This window comes from Mesorhizobium sp. B2-5-7 (assembly GCF_006440875.1).
GTDB lineage: Bacteria > Pseudomonadota > Alphaproteobacteria > Rhizobiales > Rhizobiaceae > Mesorhizobium > Mesorhizobium australicum.
Genome location: NZ_VFUO01000002.1, coordinates 927,334 through 949,365, shown reverse-complemented (window position 1 = coordinate 949,365; position 22,032 = coordinate 927,334). Strand labels below are relative to the sequence as shown.

Genomic DNA, 22,032 nt, shown 5'->3' with positions numbered 1-22,032 from the left:
ATGGCCTGATGCATGTCGCCCGGAGGTGTCCTCGATTATCAGAAGCTTACGGCAGGTCGGGCGAATCCTATCCGCCGCGACATGCTGTAAGGTGCGGCCAGACGCGGCATTGAAAGCTCCTGCAGGATCGTTAGGTTCACGTCTCGGAGACCCATATGCCGCTTTCCACTATTGTCGATCCCAAAGCCGCGAAAGCCCCTGGCCCACGACCGGTCGGGCATCCGCCCGTCAAGACCGGCAAGATAGGGGTCATGCTGGTCAACCTTGGAACACCCGACGGCACCGAGTTCAGGCCGATGTGGCGTTATCTCAGGGAGTTCCTGTCTGATCCACGCGTTATCGAACTCAACAAGGCGATCTGGTATCCCATCCTCTATGGACTGGTGCTGACCACGCGACCGAAGAAGTCGGGCGCCAACTACGCCAGGATCTGGAACCGGGAGAAGAACGAGTCGCCTTTGCGAACCTATACCCGCGCACAAGGTGAAAAATTGGCCGGGGCGTTACGCGATCTGCCCAACGTGGTCGTCGACTGGGCGATGCGCTACGGCAACCCTTCGACGTCGAGCGTCGCCGAAAGGCTGGTCGCACAAGGCTGCGATCGCATCCTGAGCTTTCCACTCTATCCGCAATATTCGGCGACGACGACCGCCACCGCAAACGACCAGCTGTTTCGCGCCTTGATGAAGATGCGGGCGGCACCTGCCGTCCGCAGCGTGCCGCCCTATTATGATGAGCCAGTCTACATCGAGGCGCTGGCCAGTTCGATCGAACGGCACCTGGCGACCCTGGATTTCCAGCCCGAGGTGGTCATCGCCTCCTATCACGGCATTCCAAAACCCTATTTTGAGAAGGGCGATCCCTATCATTGCCATTGCCTGAAGACGACGCGGCTGCTGCGCGACAGGCTCGGCTGGGACGAAAGAAAACTGATCACCACGTTCCAATCACGCTTCGGGGCGCAAGAATGGCTGCAGCCCTACACCGACAAGACTGTGGAGAAACTGGCCAAGGACGGCGTCAAGTCGATCGCCATCGTCAATCCGGGGTTTTCAGTCGACTGCATCGAGACGCTGGATGAGATTGGCCGCGAAGCGGCCGAGACCTTCCACCATGCCGGCGGCAAGAACTTCGCCCACATACCATGCCTGAATGATAGCCCTGAAGGCATGGCGGTGATCGAAGCGATGGTACGGCGCGAGCTGTCAGGCTGGGCTTGATGCCGGAACAACACCAGCTCCGGAGCGTTGAGCAGCGCCTCCGGAGAACTCAATGCTCCGCAAACTTGACCTCAGCACTGGCCGGCCCGTCTGGTCCGCCTATCGGGCGCCCGCGGTACCGACTGGCAGTCTGACCCGGGACGTCAAGACCGATGTGCTTATCGTCGGCATGGGCATCAGCGGCGCCATGATGGCCGAGGCACTGACAGCCGGCGCTCACGCCGTGATCTGCATCGACCGGCGTGGGCCGCTGAAAGGATCGACGGCGGCAACAACCGCGCTTGTGCAATTCGAGATCGACCAGCCGCTTTCAACGCTCTCGAGGATGATCGGCAAGGGCCAGGCACGGCAGGCCTGGCGACGCTCCCGGCTAGCCGTTTCCAACCTTGCCGCCCGCATCGCCGAACTCGGCATCAACTGCGGCATAAGCCGCACCCAATCGCTTTATCTGGCTGGCACCGTGCTCGGCCCATCGGAACTCCGGGACGAAGCCGAGGCGCGGCAGATGGCCGGCATCGGCGCGACCTATCTTACATCGGCGCCATTGGCCGGAGCATTCGGCATCGATCGGGGTGGCGCCATCCTGAGCCATGGCAACATCGCGCTCGACCCTCGCAAGCTGACGGCAGGGCTGCTGCTCAAGGCGCTGGAGCGCAAGGCACGTTTATACGCTCCCGTCGAAGCGACGGCGATCGAGGACAGCGCCGATGAGGTGGTGGTGGCAACCACGGACGGCCCCACCATCACGGCACGGCATGTTGTCCTGGCCACCGGTTACGAGCTGATCGACATCGTGCCGGCGGCCGCTCACCGGGTCATCTCGACATGGGCGATTGCGACATGTCCGCAACCACGGAAGCTCTGGCCGGGCGCGGCGTTCATCTGGGAGGCGTCGGATCCCTACCTCTATGTCAGGGCAACCGCCGATGGCCGGGTCATCTGCGGCGGCGAGGACGAGGAATTCCTTGACGAGACGCGGCGCGATAAGCTGATAGCCGACAAAAGCGCCCGCATTGCCGCAAAACTCGACCTGATGTTTCCGCACCTCGACACCCGGCCCGACTTTGCCTGGACCGGCTCCTTCGGCACCACGACCACTGGCCTCCCCTACATCGGCGCCATTCCCAGGCACCCGCGCATCCATGCCGTGATGGGTTATGGCGGCAACGGCATCACCTTCTCGCGCATCGCCGCCGAGATCATCTCTGCTTCCATTGGCGGGCTTGAAGACACGGATGCAAGCCTGTTTGCCTTCAACCGCTGAGTGCATACCCACAAACAATCGCTCATCACCTGATTGTAACGCTCCTGAAACACACTTAAGTCTTTGGTGAAGCCGGTTGCGCGGGAATGGCTCGCGTGGCCTGCCTCTGAGGGAGGGCCAGATGGATTTCAGTGGTTTCGATATTGCGGTCGTTGTTCTGGTGGCGCTTGTCGTACTGGTGCTGTTCAAGGGCATCAAGACAATCCCACAGGGATACAACTATACCGTCGAACGCTTTGGTCGTTACACCAAGACACTGAGCCCCGGCCTGAACCTCATCTTTCCGTTCGTCGATCGCATCGGCGCCAAGATGAACATGATGGAACAGGTGCTCGACGTTCCGAGCCAGGAGATCATCACCCGCGACAATGCCATCGTCGGTGTCGACGGCATCGCTTTCTACCAGATCCTCAATGCGGCACAGGCCGCCTATCAGGTTGCCGGCCTGCAGAACGCCATCCTCAACCTGACGATGACCAACATCCGTACCGTCATGGGTTCGATGGACCTCGATGAGCTGTTGTCGAACCGCGACGCCATCAACGAGCGCCTGCTGCGCGTCGTCGACGAGGCCGCGCATCCTTGGGGCATCAAGATCACCCGCGTCGAGATCAAGGATATCAACCCGCCCGCCAACCTGATCGAATCGATGGGCCGCCAGATGACCGCCGAGCGCAACAAGCGCGCGCAGATCCTGGCCGCCGAGGGCCTCAAGCAGTCGCAGATCCTCGAAGCGGAGGGCCGCAAGGAAGCCGCCTTCCGCGACGCCGAGGCGCGCGAACGCTCCGCCGAAGCGGAAGCCCGCGCCACCCAGGTGGTGTCGGAAGCGATCTCCAAGGGCGACGTCCAGGCACTGAACTACTTCGTCGCCCAGAAATACACCGAGGCGCTGGGCAAGATCGGCACCGCCACCAACAGCAAGATCGTGCTGATGCCTTTCGAGGCATCGTCGCTGATCGGCTCGCTCGGGGGTATCGGCGAAATCGCCAAGGAAGTCTTTCGCAGCGAAGGCACGACCGGCGCGCAAAGGCAGGCGGCACGTCCGCCTGTCGTCAGGCCCTCCGACAACTGAGATAGGCCACTCTCATGATCGACCGCATCGTTTCTGAACTCGGGCCGTGGAACTGGATGGTTCTGGGCTTCGTGCTGCTGGTGGTAGAGGTCATCGCACCGGGTTTCTTCATGCTTTGGATCGGCATCGCCGCTCTGATCGTCGGCGCGGTGTCGCTGCTGATCTGGGATGTCGCCATCTGGACATGGCAGGTCCAGGTGCTGCTATTCCTCGTGCTGTCGCTGGTTTCAGCCTTTGCCGGCAAGAAACTCATGGGCGGACATGACCAGCCAACCGATCAGCCGCTGCTCAATCGCCGTGGCGCCCAGATGGTCGGCAGGATGGCGACGCTCGCCGAACCGATCCGCGACGGCCGTGGCCGCATCAAGCTCGGCGACACGCTGTGGCGTGTCTCCGGCCCCGATCTGCCCGCCGGCACTCAGGTTCGTGTGACAAGCGCCGCGGACACGGATCTGGAACTGACGGTGGAGCGGGTCTGAATTCCAGCGAGTGCCAACGTGCTAAAGTATTGAGATTCAGGTCAGGCCAAGTCGTGAACGATGGGTTTCGGGGTCGCTCTTGCGACGAGCAGGGCGGACATTAAGTCCGTGCGCTCCGGCCTACGCCGGAAGCGCAGGAAGCCTTCGCTCGCAGGCCGGCCTCACCTGAAGATCAATATCTTAGGCGGCGCCGATGCGCAGCAGGTCGTGGAAATGCACCACGCCCAGCGGCATGTTGTTCCTGGTCACCACCAGCGCACCGACATTGTGCTCGTTGAGCAGCGCGATCGCAGTGCCTGCAAGCGTCTGCGGGTCGACCGTCTTGGGTGTGCGGGTCATCACCTCGTCGACGATGACGTCGGCCAGGTTGCGGTGCAGGTTGCGCGCGACATCGCCATCGGTGATGATCCCGGCCAACTCGCCATTGGCGTCGACGATCAGCACGCAGCCGACCTTCTTCTGCGACAGCGTCATCACCGCTTCCGGCATCTTGGTGCCGAGCGAAGCCAGCGGCATCTGCTCGCCGACCCGCATGATCTCGGAGACCATGGTCAGGTTGGCGCCGAGCTGGCCGCCGGGATGGAAGGTGCGGAAATGGTCCGGCGTGAAGCCGCGCGCCTCGAGCAGCGCGATCGCCAGCGCATCGCCGATGACCAGTTGCAGCAGCGTCGACGTCGTCGGCGCCAGGCCGTGCGGGCAGGCTTCCGGGGTGCGCGGCAAAAGCAGCACGACGTCGGCCGCGCGCGCCAGCGCCGAGGTTTCTCCGGAGGTGATGGCGATGAGTGGAATGGAGAAGCGCCTGGAATAGGCGACGATGCCCATCATCTCCTTGCTCTCGCCCGACCATGAGATCGCGATGATGGCGTCGTCCCTGGCGATCATGCCTAGATCGCCATGATTGGCCTCGACGGGATGGACGAAGAAGGCCGGCGTGCCGGTCGAGGCCAGCGTAGCGGCGATCTTCGAACCGATATGGCCGCTTTTGCCGACACCGGTGACGATGAGCCGGCCCTCGATCTTCGAGATCGTCTCGACGGCCTGGGCAAAGGGTGCCGCCAGTCCGTTCTCAAGCGCCTCGGCAAGGGCCGCGATTCCCGCCTGTTCGGTTGTTACCGTTCTCAGCGCCGATTCGATCGACGCTTGCCTGTCCAGAGGCTTCTTATCGAGAGATCTCGCATGCATGGGTGATGCGATTAGCGCTTTGCCGCCCGCCTGTCCAACAGAAACGGCCTCTGCATGACGGCCGGATGTGTGCGGTCGTTGGGGACGACGACAAGGATCAAAATAGAAGGCACGACGCGGACCCGCATTGGCGCCCGCGGAATCCGCGTTTGGAGCCAGTCCTGCGCGCGGCCTCAACCCTCCGTTAACCATCCCCATTTACGGTTCGGTAAGTATGGCGCGCGTGCGCCGCGCAGGCAGTGGTGGCGATGTCCGGGGTCCAGCCAGAAAAATTGAGAGGACGACAGGGCAAGGCGATCTGCGCCTTGCTGCTGGCGACCAGCATCCTTGCCTTGCTGCGTTCCACGCCACTCCATGCCCAGGAAACGGAATTGCGCGGAGAAGTGTCGGAATCGGCGATTCTGTCCGACCAGCAGCGCAAGGCGAGAAACCTGGTTCTTGCACAGCAAGCGGCGGCCAACGCGGCCGCGCAGGACAACGCGCCGGCGCGAACCTATCTGCCGGCCAGCGCCGGCGCCGTGCCTGACGACGCGGACGCCGCGAACTCGACCACCAGCGTCTTCGACCCGCCCCAGGCCGGCGACGATGCCTCCGCCGACGCGCCCACGCCGCCCAAGCCACGCCGCGCTTCGACCGCCAGGCAGAATGCGGCCGATAAGGCAAAGGACAAGGTCGCCGACAAAAAAAAGAAGAAAAAGAACACCACGGCGGCTACGGATCCAACCACCACCGCCACGACGGCCGCGACGGACGACACCGCCGATATCGCGGCGGATCAGGAAGCGGCCAATCGCCGTGCACTCACCATCGACAGTGCGGACAGGCAGAAACTCGACCCCGGCGCCGAGCGCACCGCTGCAATCGAGGGTCAGAACAAGAAACCCGAGGACGATCCGTTCGCCGCAACCGGCGTCAAATGGGGCTCCTTCATCATCCGGCCGACCATCGAACAGGGGCTGACGGCGACGACGAACGGCGATTCGAGCAGTGCCGGCACATCGGCGCTGCTGTCCGAGACGGCGCTTCGCTTTACCGCCGCTTCCGACTGGCGTGAAAACGCCGCGACCATCGACGGCTACGGAATTTTCCGTGAAACCGTGTCGGGCTACCCGGTTCACGACGCGCAGGGCCGCATCGAAGGCCAGCTCAATGTCGACCTCGACAATGACTTGCGCGCCATCGCCAAGCTCGGCTACGAAGCCGTGCCGGAATCCGCGTCCTCGCCCGATGCCATCGCCGGCGTCAGCACCCAGCCGCTGCGGCAGACCATCGACGGCAGCATCGGCGTCGAAAAGGCCGTCGGCAAGATGCAGTATACGTTGACCGGGGCGGTCTCGCACGACTTCTATGGTGACGCCAAGCTCTCGGACGGCACCTCGCTGTCGCAGAAAGATCAGGACAATACGCTCTACACTGCAACCTTGCGCACCGGCTACGAGATCTCCCCCGCGCTCACGCCCTTCACCGAGATCGAGGTCGGCCGCCGGGCCTACGACCAGCGCATCGACAATGAAGGCTTCGAGCGCTCCTCGACGCGTCTTGGCGCCCGCGCCGGCTTGCAACTCGACATGGGCGAGAAGCTGTCGGGCGAATTCTCGGCCGGTTGGCTCAGAGAGGCGATCGACGACAACAGCCTGGAAGCGATTTCGGGGGCCACCGTCAATGCCGACCTCAAATGGTCGCCGCAGCGCGACACCATCATCGGCTTGACCGGCAAGACCACCGTCGAGACCACGACCACATCGGGCGAAAGCGGCGATATCCTCTACTCCGGACGCCTGACGGGCGAGCGCGTGATCCGATCCAATCTTACCGCGAATGCGGCCTTGGGCCTGGATTGGCGCGATTATGTCGGCATTGACGGCCATGACAGGATCTTGAGCGCCGAGGCCGGGCTGACCTGGTGGCTGAACCGCTATGCGGGCCTCACCAGCAGGGTAAGGACCGAAAAGCTGACCAGTAACCTGCCCGGCCGCGACTACACCGCCAACAGCATCTTCGTCGGCGTGAAGGTGCAGCGCTGAAGGCGTGTGCGCCAAGGTATGGCGAGAGTCAGGGTCGGGCCGAGTCGAGAATGGCTGATACCGAGAACCGCAGCGGAGCGTACTTTATGTACGTGAGCACAATTCTACTGCGACGCAGTAGAACTGGGAAGCGTAGGAGCGGCCATTCGCAGGCAGGCATCACCTGAATATCAGGCATACCCTAGAAGGCTGCCCCGCGCCGTTCTGATGGCTTCATCTCGTCGAGCAGCGTGCGGATGACGCCGGCCATGCTCTGGTTCATGTCGTTGCGCCACAGCGCGAAAGCGACATTGGCCTCGACGAAACCTTCCGGCGAGCCGCAATCGAAGGTGCGGCCCTTATAATGGTAGCCGTAGAAGGCCTGCTGCTTCTCCAGCTTCAGCATCGCGTCGGTCAGCTGGATCTCGTTCCCGGCGCCCTTTTCCTGGCCTTCCAGAATCCTAAAGATCTCGGGCTGCAGGATGTAGCGGCCGTTGATGTAGAGGTTGGACGGCGCGGTGCCCGACTTCGGCTTCTCGACCATCTCGGTGATGCGGAAGCCGTGATGCGTGTCTTCGCCGCGCCCGACGATGCCGTATTTATGAGCCTCCGCCGGGTCGCATTCCTGCACCGCGATGATGTTGTTGCCGGTCTCCTCGTAGAGCTCGACCATCGCCTTCGTGCAGCTCTTTTCCGACTGCATGATCATGTCGGGCAACAACAGGGCGAACGGCTCATCGCCGACCAGTTCGCGCGCACACCAGACGGCATGGCCAAGACCCATCGGCACCTGCTGGCGGGTGAAGCTGGTCTGCCCCGGTGCCGGCTGCAGCCGCTGCAGGCGGGCAAGCTGCTCGTCCTTGCCGCGTTGTGCCAGCGTGTCATAGAGTTCGAACTGGATATCGAAATGGTCCTCGATGACCGCCTTGTTGCGGCCCGTGACGAAGATGAAATGCTCGATGCCCGCCTCGCGCGCCTCATCGACGACATACTGGATGACTGGCCTGTCGACGACGGTCAGCATCTCCTTGGGAACAGCCTTGGTGGCCGGGAGAAACCGCGTGCCGAGACCGGCGACCGGGAAAACTGCCTTGCGAACTCTCTTCATAGTTTAAATTATCCGTTTGCTGGCCAGCTCCGCAATCCCCGTCCCACGACATTTTCGCGCCGGAATTGAAGATTAGTGGGGCGGCTGAGGGAAACTCCCGCCGGTTAAAGCATCGAGGTGTCTTTTCGTTCCAGGCGACGCCTATGGTAAACTAATTCCTAACCCGGTTCGGCGAAGAATGGTCTTTCCTGGGACAGAGAAGGAGGAAAAAATGTCCGTTCGCAATGCCGCAAAACGTTTCGCCAGCGTCATGACGGCGGCCAGCCTCTCGCTCGCTTTGCTTGTCCCCACCGGGCCGGCCTTCGCCGACGCCGGTTTCCGGCAATGGGTCGCCGGCTTCCGCGCCACCGCCGTGGCGGGTGGCGTTTCCGGCGCCGTTTACGACCAGGCTTTCCGGGGCATCAACGAGCCCGATCCGGTGGTGCTGGAAAAGGCCCGCACCCAGCCCGAATTCACCGCGCCCGCCTGGGATTATTTCGACAACCGCGTCCATGACCAGTCCGTCGCCGTCGGGCAGCAGATGGCGAAGAAATGGAAGCCTTGGCTGGACAGGATCGAGGCGAGATTCGGCGTCGACCGCTACGTTCTCCTGGCCATCTGGTCGATGGAATCGAACTATGGCGAAATTCTCAAGCGCGACGACATCATGCGCAACGTCATCCGTTCGCTGGCGACTTTGGGTTATGGCGACGCGAAACGGTCGAAATACGCCCGCACCCAGCTGGTAGCGGCGCTGAAGATCCTGCAGACCGGCGATATCGACGAAAGCCACCTGATGGGCTCCTGGGCGGGCGCCATGGGCCAGACCCAGTTCATCCCGACCAGTTACCAGCACTATGCCGTCGACATGGACGGCAATGGCAAGCGCGACATCTGGAATTCCATTCCCGATGCGCTGGCGACATCAGCCAATTTGCTCAAGAAGAATGGCTGGCAGGCCGGCAAGACCTGGGGCTACGAGGTCGCGTTGCCGGCCGGCAAACTTCCCGCCGGGTCGAAGACCCTGGCGCAATGGCAGGCGCTCGGCGTGGGCCGCGCCAGCGGCAAGCCGTTCAAGAACCTCACCGACAAGGCAACGCTGAAAGTGCCGGACGGCCGTGGCGGGCCGGCCTTCCTGATGGTCAGGAATTTTTCGGTCATCAAGGCCTACAACAATGCCGACAAATACGCGCTCGCCGTCGGTCTGCTTGCCGATGAGATCGCGGGTGGCAGCGGCCTGGTCCAGGATTGGAACCGGCCTTTTACCAAGCTCAGCTTCGAGGAACGGCAGGAGTTGCAGAAGCGACTTTCCCAGCACGGCCTTTACGACGGCAAATTCGACGGCAAGATCGGCGACGGCTCGAAGACGGCCATCATGGCTTATCAGGCCAAGGTTGGCTTGACCCAGGATGGCTATCCGAGCTTGGAAGTGCTGAAATGGCTCAGGCAGAAATAGAGCCTGACGAAGTTGAGTAGGGAGGGAGCGATTGGTTTGGCCTACGCGCATCGGGACGTTCGTCCGTCGCATGCCGGTGCTGATCCTGGCCTTCGCCGTGCTCGCCATTGCCGTGGCCGGAGCTGTCCATGCCCCAGCCATGGCGCAGGAACAGCCGCAGCAAAGCCGGGGCTGGTCATTGCGCGACCTTCTGTTTCCGCGCCGCAGCGAGCGGGTCGAGCCGCCGCAGGACATCCAGAAGGCGAGACCTAAGCCGAAGAAGAAACCGCGTGCGCCTCGCCCACCAGAGGAGCCGGCAACGCCCGTGGTCGAAAAAGCGCCGGACGCCCGCACCGTCCTGGTGGTCGGCGACTTCATGGCGGCCGGCCTCGCCGAGGGTCTGGACGAAGCCTTCGCCGAGAATACCGGCGTCAGGATCGTGGTCCGCAGCAATGGCTCGTCAGGCTTCGTGCGCGATGATTTCTACAACTGGCCCGAACAGATCAAATCGCTGATCGACACCGAAAAACCCGCCGCGGTGGTCGTCATGCTCGGGTCGAACGACCGCCAGCAGATGAAGGTCGGCGACGTACGCGAACAGCCCCGCTCCGAAAACTGGACGAAGGAATACGAGCGCCGCACCGATGAGCTCGGCAAGGCAATCGCCACCGCCAAGGTGCCTTTCCTGTGGGTCGGCATGCCTGCCTTCCGGGTGCCGAAGATGACCTCCGACATGCTGGCCTTCAACGACATCTACCACAAGGCCGCCGAAAGCCACGGCGGCGAATTCGTCGATGTCTGGGACGGCTTCGTCGACGAGAACGGCGCCTTCGTCACCTCTGGCCCCGACATGAACGGTCAGCCGGTGCGACTGCGCGCCGATGACGGCATCAACGTGTCCAAAGCCGGCAAGCGCAAGCTCGCCTTCTACACCGAAAAGCCGCTGCTTAAGATCCTTGGACTGGCCGCGCCGGGAAGCGTGGCACCGACGACGGCGCCGGCGGGCGCACCGGTCGAGACCCCCGCTCCGGCGGCCGCGCCTATCGTCATCGATCGCACCCAACCCATGCTGCTCAGCGATCCCGCGCTCGACGGCGGCACAGAATTGCTCGGCGCCGCCCCACCGCCGAAGGCCAATCCGGCTCTTCCTGGCGAAAGGCTGGTGATCGAGGGCAAGGCGCCGGAGGCTTCCCCAGGCCGCGCCGACGACTTTTCCCGGCCGCCGAAGGCAAGTCCGGCGACAGCGGCAGCGTCCGACACCACCACGGCGATCAGCCCTTAACGCGGCAGGACGGTCGTCCCCATCAGCGCCTCGTCGATCGAGCGTGCCGCCTGGCGGCCTTCGCGGATCGCCCAGACGACCAGCGACTGGCCACGGCGTACGTCGCCCGCCGCGTAGAGCCGGTCGACGCTCGTCCTGTAATCGCGGTCATTGGCCTCGACATTCCTGGAACGGCGGCTGTCGGTGGTGATCTTCATCTCCCCCTCGAGTTCCGCCGCAACGCCCGCCATCGCCGGGCCAGCAAAGCCGATGGCGATGAAGGCGAGATCGGCGCGGATGACGAATTCAGTGCCGGCGATCGGCTTGCGCTTGTCGTCGACCTCGCAGCACTTCACGCCTGTAAGCTGGCCTTCCTCGCCGATGAATTCGAGCGTCGCCACCTGGAATTCGCGTTCGGCGCCCTCGGCCTGCGAGGACGAGGTGCGCATCTTGGTCGCCCAGTAGGGCCAGACGGAGAGCTTGTCTTCCTTCTCGGGCGGCTGCGGACGGATGTCGAGCTGGGTGACGCGCACCGCACCCTGGCGGAAGGCGGTGCCGACGCAGTCGGACGCGGTGTCGCCGCCGCCGACGACGACGACGTGCTGGCCACCGGCGATGATTGGATGCGACGGCCATGCCACCGACTGGATCGGTTCGCCGCCGACGCGGCGGTTCTGCTGCACCAGATAGGGCATCGCGTCATGCACGCCGCCGAGATCGTCGCCGGGAATGCCGGCAGCGCGCGGCGTTTCCGAACCACCGCAATAGAGCACGGCGTCATGTTCGGCGAGGAGTTCAGCCACCGGCTTGTCGATGCCGACATTGACGCCGCAATGGAAAGTGACGCCCTCGCCCTGCATCTGTTCGATGCGCCGGTCGATATAATGCTTCTCGATCTTGAAGTCGGGGATGCCGTAGCGCATCAGCCCGCCGGGGCGGCTCTCGCGCTCATAGACATGCACGTCGTGACCGGCGCGGCCAAGCTGCTGGGCGGCCGCCATGCCGGCTGGGCCGGAGCCGATGATGGCGACCCGCTTGCCGGTCTTCTTCTCCGGCGGATAGGGCCTGATGTGGCCGGTCTCGTAAGCCTTGTCCGCGATCGCCTGCTCCACCGTCTTGATGGCGACCGGAATGTCCTCGAGGTTCAGCGTGCAGGCTTCCTCGCAAGGCGCGGGGCAGATGCGGCCGGTGAACTCCGGGAAATTGTTGGTCGAGTGCAGGTTGCGGATCGCGTTATCCCAGTCTCTGTTGTAGACGAGGTCGTTCCAGTCGGGGATCTGGTTGTGGATCGGACAGCCCGTTGGCCCATGGCAGAACGGAATGCCGCAATCCATGCAGCGCGCGGCCTGTTTCTCGACTTCCTTGTCTGACATCGGCAGCGTGAATTCGCGGAAATGCCGGATGCGGTCGGAGGCCGGCTGGTACTTGTGCACCTGCCGGTCGATTTCGAGAAAGCCTGTTACCTTGCCCATAGTCCAGTTCCTGCTGTCCAGATGGTGCGGTTTTCGCCGCACCCGTTAACCTCTTGAGGCAGCCGTGGCAACGTTGAGCCCGAGGTCAAACTGTCGATGAAGGGGCCGGGAAGCCTGGGCCCCCCGGCAATTCTCAAATCTATTCGGCCGCGACGCCCATGCGCATGCGTTCCATCTCGATCAGCGCGCGGCGGTATTCGACCGGCATGATCTTGCGGAATTTCGGCCGGAAAATAGCCCAGTCGTCGAGTATCTCGCGGCCGCGCACCGAACCCGTATAGTGCACGTGGTTCGAGATCAGCTGGTAAAGCCGTTCTTCGTCATGACTGGTCATGTCGCCGGATACGTCGACGCGGCCCTTGTGGTCGAGGTCGCCGCCATGGTGCAGCAGCTTTTCCATCAGGTCGTCTTCTTCTGGGACCGGCTCCAACTCGACCATGGCCATGTTGCAGCGCTCGGCGAAATCACCTGCTTCGTCCAGCACATAGGCGACACCGCCCGACATGCCGGCGGCAAAGTTGCGGCCGGTTTTGCCGATGACGACGACGACGCCGCCGGTCATGTATTCGCAGCCATGGTCGCCGACGCCCTCGACGACCGCAGCGACGCCCGAATTGCGCACCGCGAAGCGCTCGCCGGCGACGCCGGCGAAATAGGCCTCGCCCTCGGTCGCGCCATAGAGCACCGTATTGCCGACGATGATGGAGTCGGCCGCGACGATCCTTGCCTCTTCCGGTGGCCGGATGACGATGCGCCCGCCCGACAGGCCCTTGCCGACATAGTCATTGGCGGCGCCGACGAGCTCGAACGAGATGCCACGTGCCAGGAAGGCGGCGAAGGACTGGCCGGCCGTGCCGGTGAGTTTTACCTGGATGGTGTCCTCGCGCAGGCCCTTGTGCTTGAAGCGCTTGGCGACCTCGCCCGACAGCATGGCGCCCGTCGAACGGTCGACATTGCGGATGTCGACCTCGATCTTGACCGGTTGCTTGGCCTCCAGCGCGGGTTTGGCCAGTTCGATCAGCTTGCGGTCGAGCACATCGTCGATCGGATGCTTCTGCCGCTCGGTCCAGTGCACCGCTTCATGCGGCGCATCGGGCTTGTAGAACATCTTCGAGAAATCGAGCCCGCGCGCCTTCCAGTGCTGGATCACGTCACGCTTTTCCAGAAGGTCGGCGTCACCGATGATCTGGTCGATATGGGTGAAGCCCATTTCGGCGAGCAGCGCCCGAACCTCTTCCGCCACGTAGAAGAAGAAGTTGATGACGTGCTCGGGCGTACCCTTGAAGCGCTTGCGCAGCACCGGATCCTGCGTCGCGACGCCGACCGGGCAGGTGTTGAGATGGCATTTGCGCATCATGATGCAGCCGGCCGCGATCAAAGGCGCGGTCGAGAAGCCGAACTCGTCGGCGCCGAGCAGCGCGCCGATGATGACGTCGCGCCCGGTGCGCAGGCCGCCATCGACCTGCAGCGCCACGCGCGAGCGCAGGCCATTCAGCACCAGCGTCTGGTGCGTTTCGGCAAGACCCATTTCCCACGGGCTGCCGGCATGCTTGAGCGAGGTCAGCGGCGACGCACCGGTGCCGCCATCATAGCCAGAGATGGTGATGTGGTCGGCGCGCGCCTTTGCAACGCCGGCCGCGACCGTGCCTACACCAACCTCCGACACCAGCTTGACCGAGACGTCGGCCGCCGGATTGACGTTCTTCAGGTCGTAGATCAGCTGCGCCAGATCCTCGATTGAATAGATGTCGTGGTGCGGCGGCGGCGAGATCAGGCCGACGCCCGGCGTCGAATGCCGAACCTTGGCGATGGTTGCGTCGACCTTGTGGCCGGGCAACTGGCCGCCCTCGCCGGGCTTGGCGCCCTGCGCCACCTTGATCTGCATCATGTCGGAGTTGACGAGATATTCCGCCGTCACGCCGAAACGCCCCGACGCGACCTGCTTGATCGCCGAACGTTCGGGGTTCTTGCCGCCACCTGGCAGCGGCAGATAGCGATCGGCCTCTTCGCCACCCTCGCCGGTGTTCGACTTGCCGCCGATCTGGTTCATGGCACGCGCCAGCGTGGTGTGCGCTTCCCTGGAAATCGAGCCGAACGACATCGCCCCGGTCGAGAAGCGCTTGACGATGTCGGCCGCCGGCATGACATCGTCGAGGGCGACCTTCGTGCGGCCGGTCTCATCCGCCAGCTTGATCTTGAACAAGCCGCGTATGGTCTGGGCGCGGGCCGTCTCGCTGTCGATCTGCGCCGAATAGTCCTTGAACGTCTCCCACGATCCCTGGCGCACGGCGTGCTGCAAGGTGGCGACCGCGTCGGGCGACCACATATGCGCCTCGCCGCGCATGCGGAACAGGTATTCGCCACCGACCTCCAGGCTGTTGCGCAGCACCGGATCGCTGCCGAAACCGTCCGTGTGACGGCTGACGGTTTCACCCGCGACCTCATCCAGTCCGACGCCTTCGATCAGTGTCGCGGTACCGGTGAAGTATTGCTGCACGAAATCGGTCTTCAGCCCGATGGCATCGAAGATCTGCGCGCCGCAATAGGACTGATAGGTCGAGATGCCCATTTTGGACATCACCTTGAGGATGCCCTTGCCGATCGACTTGATGTAGCGCGACACCACTTCGTAGGCGTCGACCTCCTCGGGCAGTTCGCCGCGCTTGTGCATGTCGAGCAAGGTGTCGAAGGCGAGATAGGGATTGACCGCTTCCGCGCCGTAGCCGGCAAGGCAGCAGAAATGATGCACCTCGCGCGGCTCGCCCGATTCGACGACCAGGCCGACCGCGGTGCGCAGCCCCTTGCGGATCAGATGGTGGTGCACGGCGGCCGTGGCCAGCAACGCCGGAATGGCGATGCGGTCCGGTCCGAGCTGGCGATCGGACAGGATGATGATGTTGTAGCCGCCGGCGACTGCCGCCTCCGCCCGCTCGCACAGCCGGTCGATGGCCCCCTGCATGCCGGCAGCACCCTCGCTCGACCCATAGGTGATGTCGATCGTCTTGGTGTCGAAACGGTCCTCGGTGTGGCCAATCGAGCGGATCTTCTCGAGATCGCCATTGGTCAGGATCGGCTGGCGCACTTCGAGCCGCTTGCGGCGCGAATTGCCGACCAGGTCGAAGATGTTCGGCCGCGGTCCGATGAACGACACTAGGCTCATCACCAGTTCCTCGCGGATCGGGTCGATCGGCGGGTTGGTGACCTGGGCAAAATTCTGCTTGAAGTAGGTGTAGAGCAGCTTCGACTTGTCCGACATCGCCGAGATCGGCGTGTCGGTGCCCATCGAGCCCACGGCTTCCTGGCCGGTGGTCGCCATCGGCGACATCAATAGTTTGGTGTCTTCCTGGGTGTAGCCGAACGCCTGCTGGCGATCGAGCAGGCTGACATCCTTGCGCAGCGCGCGTGGCTCGACCGGCTTTAAATCTTCCAGGATGAGCTGCGTATTGGCAAGCCAGGTCTTGTAGGGGTGTTTGGTCGCGATCTCCGACTTGATTTCCTCGTCGGGGACGATGCGGCCCTTGGCAAGGTCGATCAAAAGCATGCGGCCGGGCTGCAGCCGCCACTTCTGGACGATCTTCTCCTCCGGCACCGGCAGCACGCCGGCCTCGGAAGCCATGATGACGCGGTCGTCATCGGTGACGATATAGCGTGCCGGGCGCAAGCCGTTGCGGTCCAGCGTGGCGCCGATCTGGCGTCCGTCGGTAAAGGCGACCGCCGCCGGCCCGTCCCAAGGCTCCATCAACGCGGCGTGGTATTCGTAGAAGGCCTTGCGATCGGCATCCATGAGCTTGTTGCCGGCCCAGGCTTCCGGGATCAGCATCATCATGGCGTGGCTGAGGCTGTAGCCGCCCTGGAACAGAAACTCGAGCGCATTGTCGAAACAGGCGGTATCGGACTGGCCGTCATAGGAGATCGGCCAGAGCTTCGAGATGTTGTTGCCGAACAGTTCGGAATCGACCGACGCCTGGCGCGCCGCCATCCAGTTGTTGTTGCCGCGCACCGTGTTGATCTCGCCATTATGCGCGACCATGCGGTAGGGATGCGCCAGCTTCCACGACGGGAAGGTGTTGGTCGAGAAGCGCTGGTGGACGAGGATCAGCGCGGTCTCAAAACGCGGGTCCTTGAGGTCCTTGTAGTAGGCCCCGACCTGATAAGCCAGGAACATGCCCTTGTAGACGATGGTGCGCGCCGACAGCGACACGCAGTAGGCGCCGATGTCCTTGTTGTCGTTCTCCGCGTAGATGCGGCCCGATATGACCTTGCGCAGCAGATAAAGTCTTGCCTCGTATTCCTCGTCGTCGGTGATGTCGGCCGTGCGGCCGATGAAGACCTGGCGGTGGAACGGCTCGGACGCGACGATGTCAGGCGCCTTCGATAGCGACGAATTGTCGACCGGCACGTCACGGAAACCGAGCAGCGGCAGCCCTTCGGACTGCGCCGATTCGGCGATGATCTCCTCGATATGTGCACGAAGGGCAGCATCCTGCGGCATGAACCAGTGTCCGACGCCGTACTGGCCTACCGGTGGCAGTTCGATACCTTGGGCCGCCATCTCCTCACGGAAGAAAAGATCCGGAAGCTGCACCAGCACTCCGGCGCCATCGCCGACCAGCGGATCGGCGCCGACGGCACCGCGATGCGTCAGGTTCTCGAGCACGGCAAGCCCGTCCTTGACGATCTGATGCGACTTTACGCCCTTCATGTTGACGATGAAGCCGACGCCGCAGGCGTCATGCTCGTTGCGCGGATCGTAGAGGCCCTGGGCGGTCAAGCCGCCGGCAGTCGCGCGATTTTTGGCGGAGGTATTTTTGACGGCGGCCGCTTTCGTCTGCGCGGCCTGGCCGTTCGTCGCAGAGAGCGTCAATTCCGTCATTGTCCTGTCCTCCATTCCAGCCCTTCAAGCGCTGGTTTGCCTCGGCAAGCGCTTGGCTCACCCTGATCCTTGCGGCACGTCTTGCGAAATCCTTTTCGAACCATGCGGCTTTTCGCATGCTTCGCATCTGGTATCGTACAGGCCAGCGTCCGGCCGTCCACCTGTCGCTCGCGGCAACAGCCGGAGAGGCCAATATGTTACGCCAATCCGGCCTGTTTTGTGCGACAAAATAAGACAGCACTACTGTCCTAAATTTTTATGGCAGAATTCCCAAACGCGCACAAGACCGATTCACAAAAAACTTGGAGCTTTAGCGACACAAAATTACGCGGAGTTGAGGAAAAACGTAAGCTTAAATCGGCTAGGCTTGCCGCCACGTTGGCTGGCTTCAACGGTTTTCCGGCGCCTGGCCCTTGCGGTCGGCGCGTTAAACCGGTCAACTCCGGCTGATTTCCCCAACACAGGCAGATACATGTTCTTCGCTTCCGACAATTGGGCAGGCGCCCATCCCAATATCGTTGCCGGCCTGTCGGCCGCGGCTGGCGGCTTTGCCACCGCCTATGGTGACAGCGCCCTCGACGAGGCGGTTTATCAGCGCTTCAGTGAAATATTCGAACGCGAGGTCGCGGTGTTCTTCGTGGCAACCGGCACCGCCGCCAATTCGCTGTCGTTGACCACCTTCAACAAACCGGGCGGCATTTCCTTCGCTCACCGAGAATCGCATGTCATCGAGGATGAATGTGGCGCGCCGGAGTATTTTTCCGGCGGCTCGCGGCTGCACGCCGTCGACGGTCCCCTGGGCAAGATCGACCCGCCCAATCTGGGCAGGGCGATCGGCCGTTTCGCAAGCGAGGTCGTTCATTGGGGCCGGCCGATGGCGGTCTCGATCACCCAGTCGACCGAGGTCGGCACCGTCTATGGTCTGGACGACATTGACGCGATCTCGGCCATCGCCAAACAGCATTCCGTGCCACTGCACATGGATGGCGCCCGCTTTGCCAATGCGCTGGCCGCGCTCGACACCACGCCGGCCGAAATGACCTGGAAACGCGGGGTCGATGTCCTGTCCTTCGGCGGTACCAAGAACGGTTGCTGGTGCGCGGAGGCGATCGTGCTGTTCGACCTCGACCGTGCCAAGGAACTGGCCTTCCTGCGCAAGCGTGCCGCACAGCTGCTTTCGAAGTCGCGTTTCGTCGCGGCGCAGTTCGAAGCCTATTTCAAGGACGGGCTGTGGCTCGACACCGCCAGGCATGCCAATGCCATGGCCGCGCGCCTGGCGGCGGCGATCGAGGATTCGGCCACGGCAAAGCTCGCTTGGCTGCCGCAGGCTAATGAGGTGTTCGCGGTGATCGAGAAAACCGAAGCAGACAGGCTGCAGGCGGCAGGCGCGGCCTTCTATGACTGGCACAGGCCGCATGGTTTTGACGGCCATATCGGCGAGGACGAACTGCTCTATCGCTTCGTCACCAGCTTTGCCACGACGACTGAGGAAGTCGACCGCTTTGGCCAGCTGATCGCCGGATAACAGTCAATCTTCGGACAAAAAAGCGGCGCCTCGCGGCGCCGCTTCCGTCTCGGGAGGAGACTTTAGATTTTATGCGGTCGTCAGGCTGCCGTCTTGGCCTCGATCTGCTTGGCCTTGGCCGGAGCCGAGGTGATCGCGATCTTGCGCGGCTTCAGCTCTTCGGGAATGTTGCGCTTGAGGTCGACGAAGAGCAGGCCGTTCTTCAGCGCGGCGCCGACGACTTCAACGTGATCGGCAAGCTGGAAGCGGCGCTCGAACGCCCTGGAGGCAATGCCGCGATAGAGCAGTTCGGAACCCTCGCCGGTGCCCTCGTCCTTGCGCTCGCCCTTCACGGTCAGCACGTTACGGTGAGCTTCGATCGAGATTTCCTCGTCCGAGAAGCCGGCGACGGCCATCGAAATCCGGTAGGAATCCTCGCCGGTGCGCTCGATGTTATAGGGCGGGTAGGTCTGCGCGCCGTCGGGCTGCGCAAGCGAATCCAACATGGTGAAGAGACGGTCGAAGCCGACGGTCGAACGGTAAAGCGGGGAGAAATCAACGTGACGCATGAGGTGTTCTCCTGTTGAGCAACATGGTTTGCGTATGGTCGGTGCGAAACCCGCGAGCGGCGTTTCGGGAGGACCAGCGGCCCCGATTGGCGACCGCAACCCACATCTGGGGAGCGCTCGAAAGCATTTCAAGTTTCGTTTGACGGCAAAAAAGAACGAGGCAGCCAACCTTTAATGAACGGCAGATGAACCGGTGCTTCGGCGCCCGTTCAGACAGCCAGCGCTAAAGTGGCTTTCAAGATCAAGGATTGGCGGCGCCGGATCTGCGAAGGTGCCGCAACGAGGCCGAACCGGGTGTTAACGTCCCTTCCTCCCGGATCGACAGGGGCCGGAAGCGCGCTCAAAGCCGCTTCCGGCCTTACCCGTCGCAGTCCTCCATAACCCGGATTTGCTTTGCTTTTGATGTGTTGGCGTCTATCACCGTGACGAGGCCAGCCGCGACCGGCTGGCGCGCAAGGACGCCGAGCACAAAGCGCCGAATGACGGATCTTTTTCACGACACTCCGCTCTTCCACGAAACCGAGGGCAATCCGCGACCGGAAAACGCCACCGGCGGCTTTTTCACCACGCGTGACGGCAAGAAAATACGTTATGGCCTGTTCGCCGCGGTGGCGCGGCCGATGCGGGGCACCGTGGTGCTGCTTGGCGGCCGCAACGAGTGCATCGAGAAATATTTCGAGACCATCCGTGACCTTGCCGCGCGTGGCTTTGGTGTCGCCATCCTGGACTGGCGCGGTCAGGGCGGTTCGGACAGGCTGATCCGCGATCGCCAGCGTGGCTATGTCAGGTCGTTCCGCGACTATACGGCTGACCTGGAGCAGTTCTTCGAAGAGATCGTGCTGCCGGACTGCCGCGGACCGTACTATATCCTCGCCCATTCGGCCGGCGCTGTGATCGCGCTGCTTGCCGCGCCGTCGATGGTAAACCGCGTGCGGCGCATGGTGCTGATCGCGCCGTTCCTGACATTGCCCGACCTGCCGGTCTCGATAGGGACGGTGCGCCGGATCTGTTCGTTTTTCTGCGCCCTGGGGCTCGGCTGGCTCTATGCCGCCTGGGGTCCAAGGCCGAGACACACGCTGCCCTTCGAAGCCAACAAGGTGACATCGGATCCGCAACGCTATCGCCGTAACACGCGCATTTATGAAGAATATCCGCAAATGGCGCTCGGCGGCCCGACGATCCGCTGGCTGCAGGCGGCGGCGAAGGCGTCGGCAGCCATCAGCGACCCCGACTTCATGGCCCGCATTCAGGTGCCGCTGCTGATCATCGCCGCCGGCGCCGACCAGGTCGTCTCGACCAGGGCGGTGGAGGCATATGCGAGAAATCTACGGCTGGGTTCGCTGTTGATGATCGACGGTGCCAAGCACGAAATCCTGCAGGAAGCCGATCTCTACCGCGAACAATTCCTCGCTGCCTTCGACGCCTTCGTCCCCGGCTCAGATGACCCGACAGCCTGACGGGCCGCGGCTCTTCCGCGAGAGGGTGTAGCTGACACTCCCTTTTTCAGGAAGGAGGCGCTGGCGGCGTTCAGGCAGACCTATGGGCGTACGCTGGCGGCATTCCAGCGGTCGAGAGCCGCCGACCGGAGGCGATGTCAGCCGCGCAGGGCAGCCATGGCGGCGGCATGAAGCTCCGGTGTCGCGGCCGCTAGAACATCGCCGCCATTCTCCGCGGGCCCGCCGTCGAAGGTGGTGACGACCCCGCCTGCCTTCTCGATGATCGGGATCAGCGCCACGATGTCGTAGGGCTTCAATCCAGGATCGGCGACGATGTCGACGCTCCCCGAGGCGATCATGGCGAAGGCATAGCAATCGGCGCCATAACGGGCGAGCTGGATTTGCCGCTCGAACGCGTCGTAGCGATTGCGTGCCTCGCCCTTGAACAGGGCCGGCGTTGTGGTGAACAACGTGGCCTCGGCCAGCTTCGTCGTCTTGCGGGTCGTCAGCTTGCGGGGCCCTCCCGGCCCCTCATAATGTGACCCGGAGGCGTTGGCGTAGAACAGCTCGCCGGTGAAGGGCTGCGCCATCATGCCGGCGACCGCGTCACCATCGACCGTCAGCCCGACCAGCGTCCCCCACACCGGCAGGCCGGAGATGAAGGCACGGGTGCCGTCGATCGGATCGATCACCCAGACATGCCGGCTGAAGATGTTCTCGCTGCCGTGCTCTTCGCCCAGGATGCCGTGGTCGGGATACTCAGCCGATATAAGCGCCCGGATAGCGCGCTCGGCCTCGCGGTCGGCCTCCGTGACCGGATCGAAACTGCCTTTTTCCTTGTTGGCGACCGCGCCCTGGGCGCGGAAGCGCGGCAAGGTCTCCGCCGCCGCCGCTTGCGCGATACGGCGCATGAAATCGATGCTGATGTCCAACTGATTCTCCCGCTTTGCAGCGCGCCCGAGCCGGGGCTTGCCGCGACTTCCCCGCCAAGACAAGCTTGTCTATCGATCTATCCGTCGCGACAATTGTTGCCGGAATGTCACTCCCACGTCATCGAAACGCAATTTCCACATCACTCTGAATTAAAAAAGCCTAAACGTCGCTTGACATTTGTGCGCTGCACAATACCCTCAATCTCGGACAGGGTTTCCTGTCCATGCCCTCCTTGGGCGTTT

The 22,032-nt window shown here is 63.0% G+C and carries 15 protein-coding genes; 9 read left to right on the top strand and 6 right to left on the bottom strand.

The window, feature by feature from the left end:
- Positions 1-155 precede the first annotated feature (155 nt).
- The 4 genes from hemH to FJ543_RS12095 all read left to right on the top strand — a co-directional run bounded on the left by hemH (position 156) and on the right by FJ543_RS12095 (position 4,035).
- On the top strand, positions 156-1,220 hold the full coding sequence (hemH, locus tag FJ543_RS12110) for a ferrochelatase (RefSeq protein ID WP_140875207.1): 1,065 nt from the start codon (positions 156-158) through the stop codon (positions 1,218-1,220).
- Between the two features lie 52 nt (positions 1,221-1,272).
- Complete coding sequence (locus FJ543_RS12105) at positions 1,273-2,484, top strand: FAD-binding oxidoreductase (protein WP_015315844.1); 1,212 nt, start codon at positions 1,273-1,275, stop codon at positions 2,482-2,484.
- Between the two features lie 121 nt (positions 2,485-2,605).
- Complete coding sequence (locus FJ543_RS12100) at positions 2,606-3,556, top strand: SPFH domain-containing protein (protein ID WP_015315843.1); 951 nt, start codon at positions 2,606-2,608, stop codon at positions 3,554-3,556.
- A 14-nt stretch (positions 3,557-3,570) separates the two neighbouring features.
- Positions 3,571-4,035, top strand: a complete 465-nt coding sequence (locus FJ543_RS12095) for an NfeD family protein (RefSeq protein ID WP_140875205.1) — start codon at positions 3,571-3,573, stop codon at positions 4,033-4,035.
- Between the two features lie 180 nt (positions 4,036-4,215).
- Here the strand turns inward: FJ543_RS12095 and FJ543_RS12090 are convergent, their stop codons facing one another.
- Positions 4,216-5,217 (bottom strand): KpsF/GutQ family sugar-phosphate isomerase, encoded by a 1,002-nt coding sequence (locus tag FJ543_RS12090; RefSeq protein WP_140619376.1) that lies wholly within the window; start codon positions 5,215-5,217, stop codon positions 4,216-4,218.
- Positions 5,218-5,465: 248 nt separating this feature from the next.
- Here FJ543_RS12090 and FJ543_RS12085 point away from each other — a divergent pair, with 248 nt between their 5' ends.
- Positions 5,466-7,241 carry an outer membrane beta-barrel protein gene (locus FJ543_RS12085; RefSeq protein ID WP_181173960.1) on the top strand — a complete coding sequence of 592 codons (1,776 nt, stop codon included), beginning with the start codon at positions 5,466-5,468 and terminating at the stop codon, positions 7,239-7,241.
- A 181-nt stretch (positions 7,242-7,422) separates the two neighbouring features.
- Here the strand turns inward: FJ543_RS12085 and galU are convergent, their stop codons facing one another.
- Positions 7,423-8,328 carry a UTP--glucose-1-phosphate uridylyltransferase GalU gene (galU, locus tag FJ543_RS12080; RefSeq protein ID WP_015315839.1) on the bottom strand — a complete coding sequence of 302 codons (906 nt, stop codon included), beginning with the start codon at positions 8,326-8,328 and terminating at the stop codon, positions 7,423-7,425.
- A 211-nt stretch (positions 8,329-8,539) separates the two neighbouring features.
- Here galU and FJ543_RS12075 point away from each other — a divergent pair, with 211 nt between their 5' ends.
- Together FJ543_RS12075 and FJ543_RS12070 are read left to right on the top strand one after the other, a co-directional pair.
- Positions 8,540-9,763 carry a lytic murein transglycosylase gene (locus FJ543_RS12075; RefSeq protein WP_015315838.1) on the top strand — a complete coding sequence of 408 codons (1,224 nt, stop codon included), beginning with the start codon at positions 8,540-8,542 and terminating at the stop codon, positions 9,761-9,763.
- Between the two features lie 70 nt (positions 9,764-9,833).
- A complete protein-coding gene (locus tag FJ543_RS12070; protein WP_083882972.1) occupies positions 9,834-11,024 on the top strand; it encodes a DUF459 domain-containing protein in 1,191 nt (396 codons plus the stop codon).
- Here the strand turns inward: FJ543_RS12070 and FJ543_RS12065 are convergent.
- Together FJ543_RS12065 and gltB are read right to left on the bottom strand one after the other, a co-directional pair.
- Entirely contained in the window at positions 11,021-12,475 is a 1,455-nt protein-coding gene (locus FJ543_RS12065; protein ID WP_015315836.1) for a glutamate synthase subunit beta, read from the bottom strand. The two genes, FJ543_RS12070 and FJ543_RS12065, sit on opposite strands and share 4 nt — an antisense overlap.
- Positions 12,476-12,614: 139 nt before the next feature.
- Positions 12,615-17,348, bottom strand: a complete 4,734-nt coding sequence (gltB, locus tag FJ543_RS12060; RefSeq protein ID WP_140875203.1) for a glutamate synthase large subunit — start codon at positions 17,346-17,348, stop codon at positions 12,615-12,617.
- A 472-nt stretch (positions 17,349-17,820) separates the two neighbouring features.
- Between gltB and FJ543_RS12055 the strand changes: the two genes are divergently transcribed.
- Complete coding sequence (locus FJ543_RS12055) at positions 17,821-18,873, top strand: low specificity L-threonine aldolase (RefSeq protein WP_140875201.1); 1,053 nt, start codon at positions 17,821-17,823, stop codon at positions 18,871-18,873.
- Between the two features lie 80 nt (positions 18,874-18,953).
- Here FJ543_RS12055 and FJ543_RS12050 read toward each other — a convergent pair whose 3' ends face one another.
- Positions 18,954-19,421, bottom strand: coding sequence for an Hsp20 family protein (locus FJ543_RS12050; protein ID WP_013893124.1), 468 nt, complete (start codon positions 19,419-19,421; stop codon positions 18,954-18,956).
- A 479-nt stretch (positions 19,422-19,900) separates the two neighbouring features.
- Between FJ543_RS12050 and FJ543_RS12045 the strand changes: the two genes are divergently transcribed.
- A complete protein-coding gene (locus FJ543_RS12045) occupies positions 19,901-20,878 on the top strand; it encodes an alpha/beta hydrolase (protein ID WP_140661780.1) in 978 nt (325 codons plus the stop codon).
- Positions 20,879-21,015: 137 nt separating this feature from the next.
- On the opposite strand, the gene hisN is transcribed toward FJ543_RS12045, so the two are convergent.
- Complete coding sequence (gene hisN / locus FJ543_RS12040; RefSeq protein WP_140713397.1) at positions 21,016-21,789, bottom strand: histidinol-phosphatase; 774 nt, start codon at positions 21,787-21,789, stop codon at positions 21,016-21,018.
- Positions 21,790-22,032: the final 243 nt, after the last annotated feature.

What these genes read in the sequence shown, in the direction of transcription:
- FJ543_RS12050 (WP_013893124.1), bottom strand. Translation starts at nt 19,421, where the DNA reads ATGCGTCACGTTGATTTCTCCCCGCTTTACCGTTCGACCGTCGGCTTC.
- FJ543_RS12075 (WP_015315838.1), top strand. Translation starts at nt 8,540, where the DNA reads ATGTCCGTTCGCAATGCCGCAAAACGTTTCGCCAGCGTCATGACGGCG.
- FJ543_RS12070 (WP_083882972.1), top strand. Translation starts at nt 9,834, where the DNA reads ATGCCGGTGCTGATCCTGGCCTTCGCCGTGCTCGCCATTGCCGTGGCC.
- FJ543_RS12095 (WP_140875205.1), top strand. Translation starts at nt 3,571, where the DNA reads ATGATCGACCGCATCGTTTCTGAACTCGGGCCGTGGAACTGGATGGTT.
- FJ543_RS12055 (WP_140875201.1), top strand. Translation starts at nt 17,821, where the DNA reads ATGTTCTTCGCTTCCGACAATTGGGCAGGCGCCCATCCCAATATCGTT.
- galU (WP_015315839.1), bottom strand. Translation starts at nt 8,328, where the DNA reads ATGAAGAGAGTTCGCAAGGCAGTTTTCCCGGTCGCCGGTCTCGGCACG.
- FJ543_RS12100 (WP_015315843.1), top strand. Translation starts at nt 2,606, where the DNA reads ATGGATTTCAGTGGTTTCGATATTGCGGTCGTTGTTCTGGTGGCGCTT.
- FJ543_RS12090 (WP_140619376.1), bottom strand. Translation starts at nt 5,217, where the DNA reads ATGCATGCGAGATCTCTCGATAAGAAGCCTCTGGACAGGCAAGCGTCG.
- FJ543_RS12085 (WP_181173960.1), top strand. Translation starts at nt 5,466, where the DNA reads ATGTCCGGGGTCCAGCCAGAAAAATTGAGAGGACGACAGGGCAAGGCG.
- FJ543_RS12105 (WP_015315844.1), top strand. Translation starts at nt 1,273, where the DNA reads ATGCTCCGCAAACTTGACCTCAGCACTGGCCGGCCCGTCTGGTCCGCC.
- FJ543_RS12065 (WP_015315836.1), bottom strand. Translation starts at nt 12,475, where the DNA reads ATGGGCAAGGTAACAGGCTTTCTCGAAATCGACCGGCAGGTGCACAAG.
- hemH (WP_140875207.1), top strand. Translation starts at nt 156, where the DNA reads ATGCCGCTTTCCACTATTGTCGATCCCAAAGCCGCGAAAGCCCCTGGC.
- gltB (WP_140875203.1), bottom strand. Translation starts at nt 17,348, where the DNA reads ATGACGGAATTGACGCTCTCTGCGACGAACGGCCAGGCCGCGCAGACG.
- FJ543_RS12045 (WP_140661780.1), top strand. Translation starts at nt 19,901, where the DNA reads ATGACGGATCTTTTTCACGACACTCCGCTCTTCCACGAAACCGAGGGC.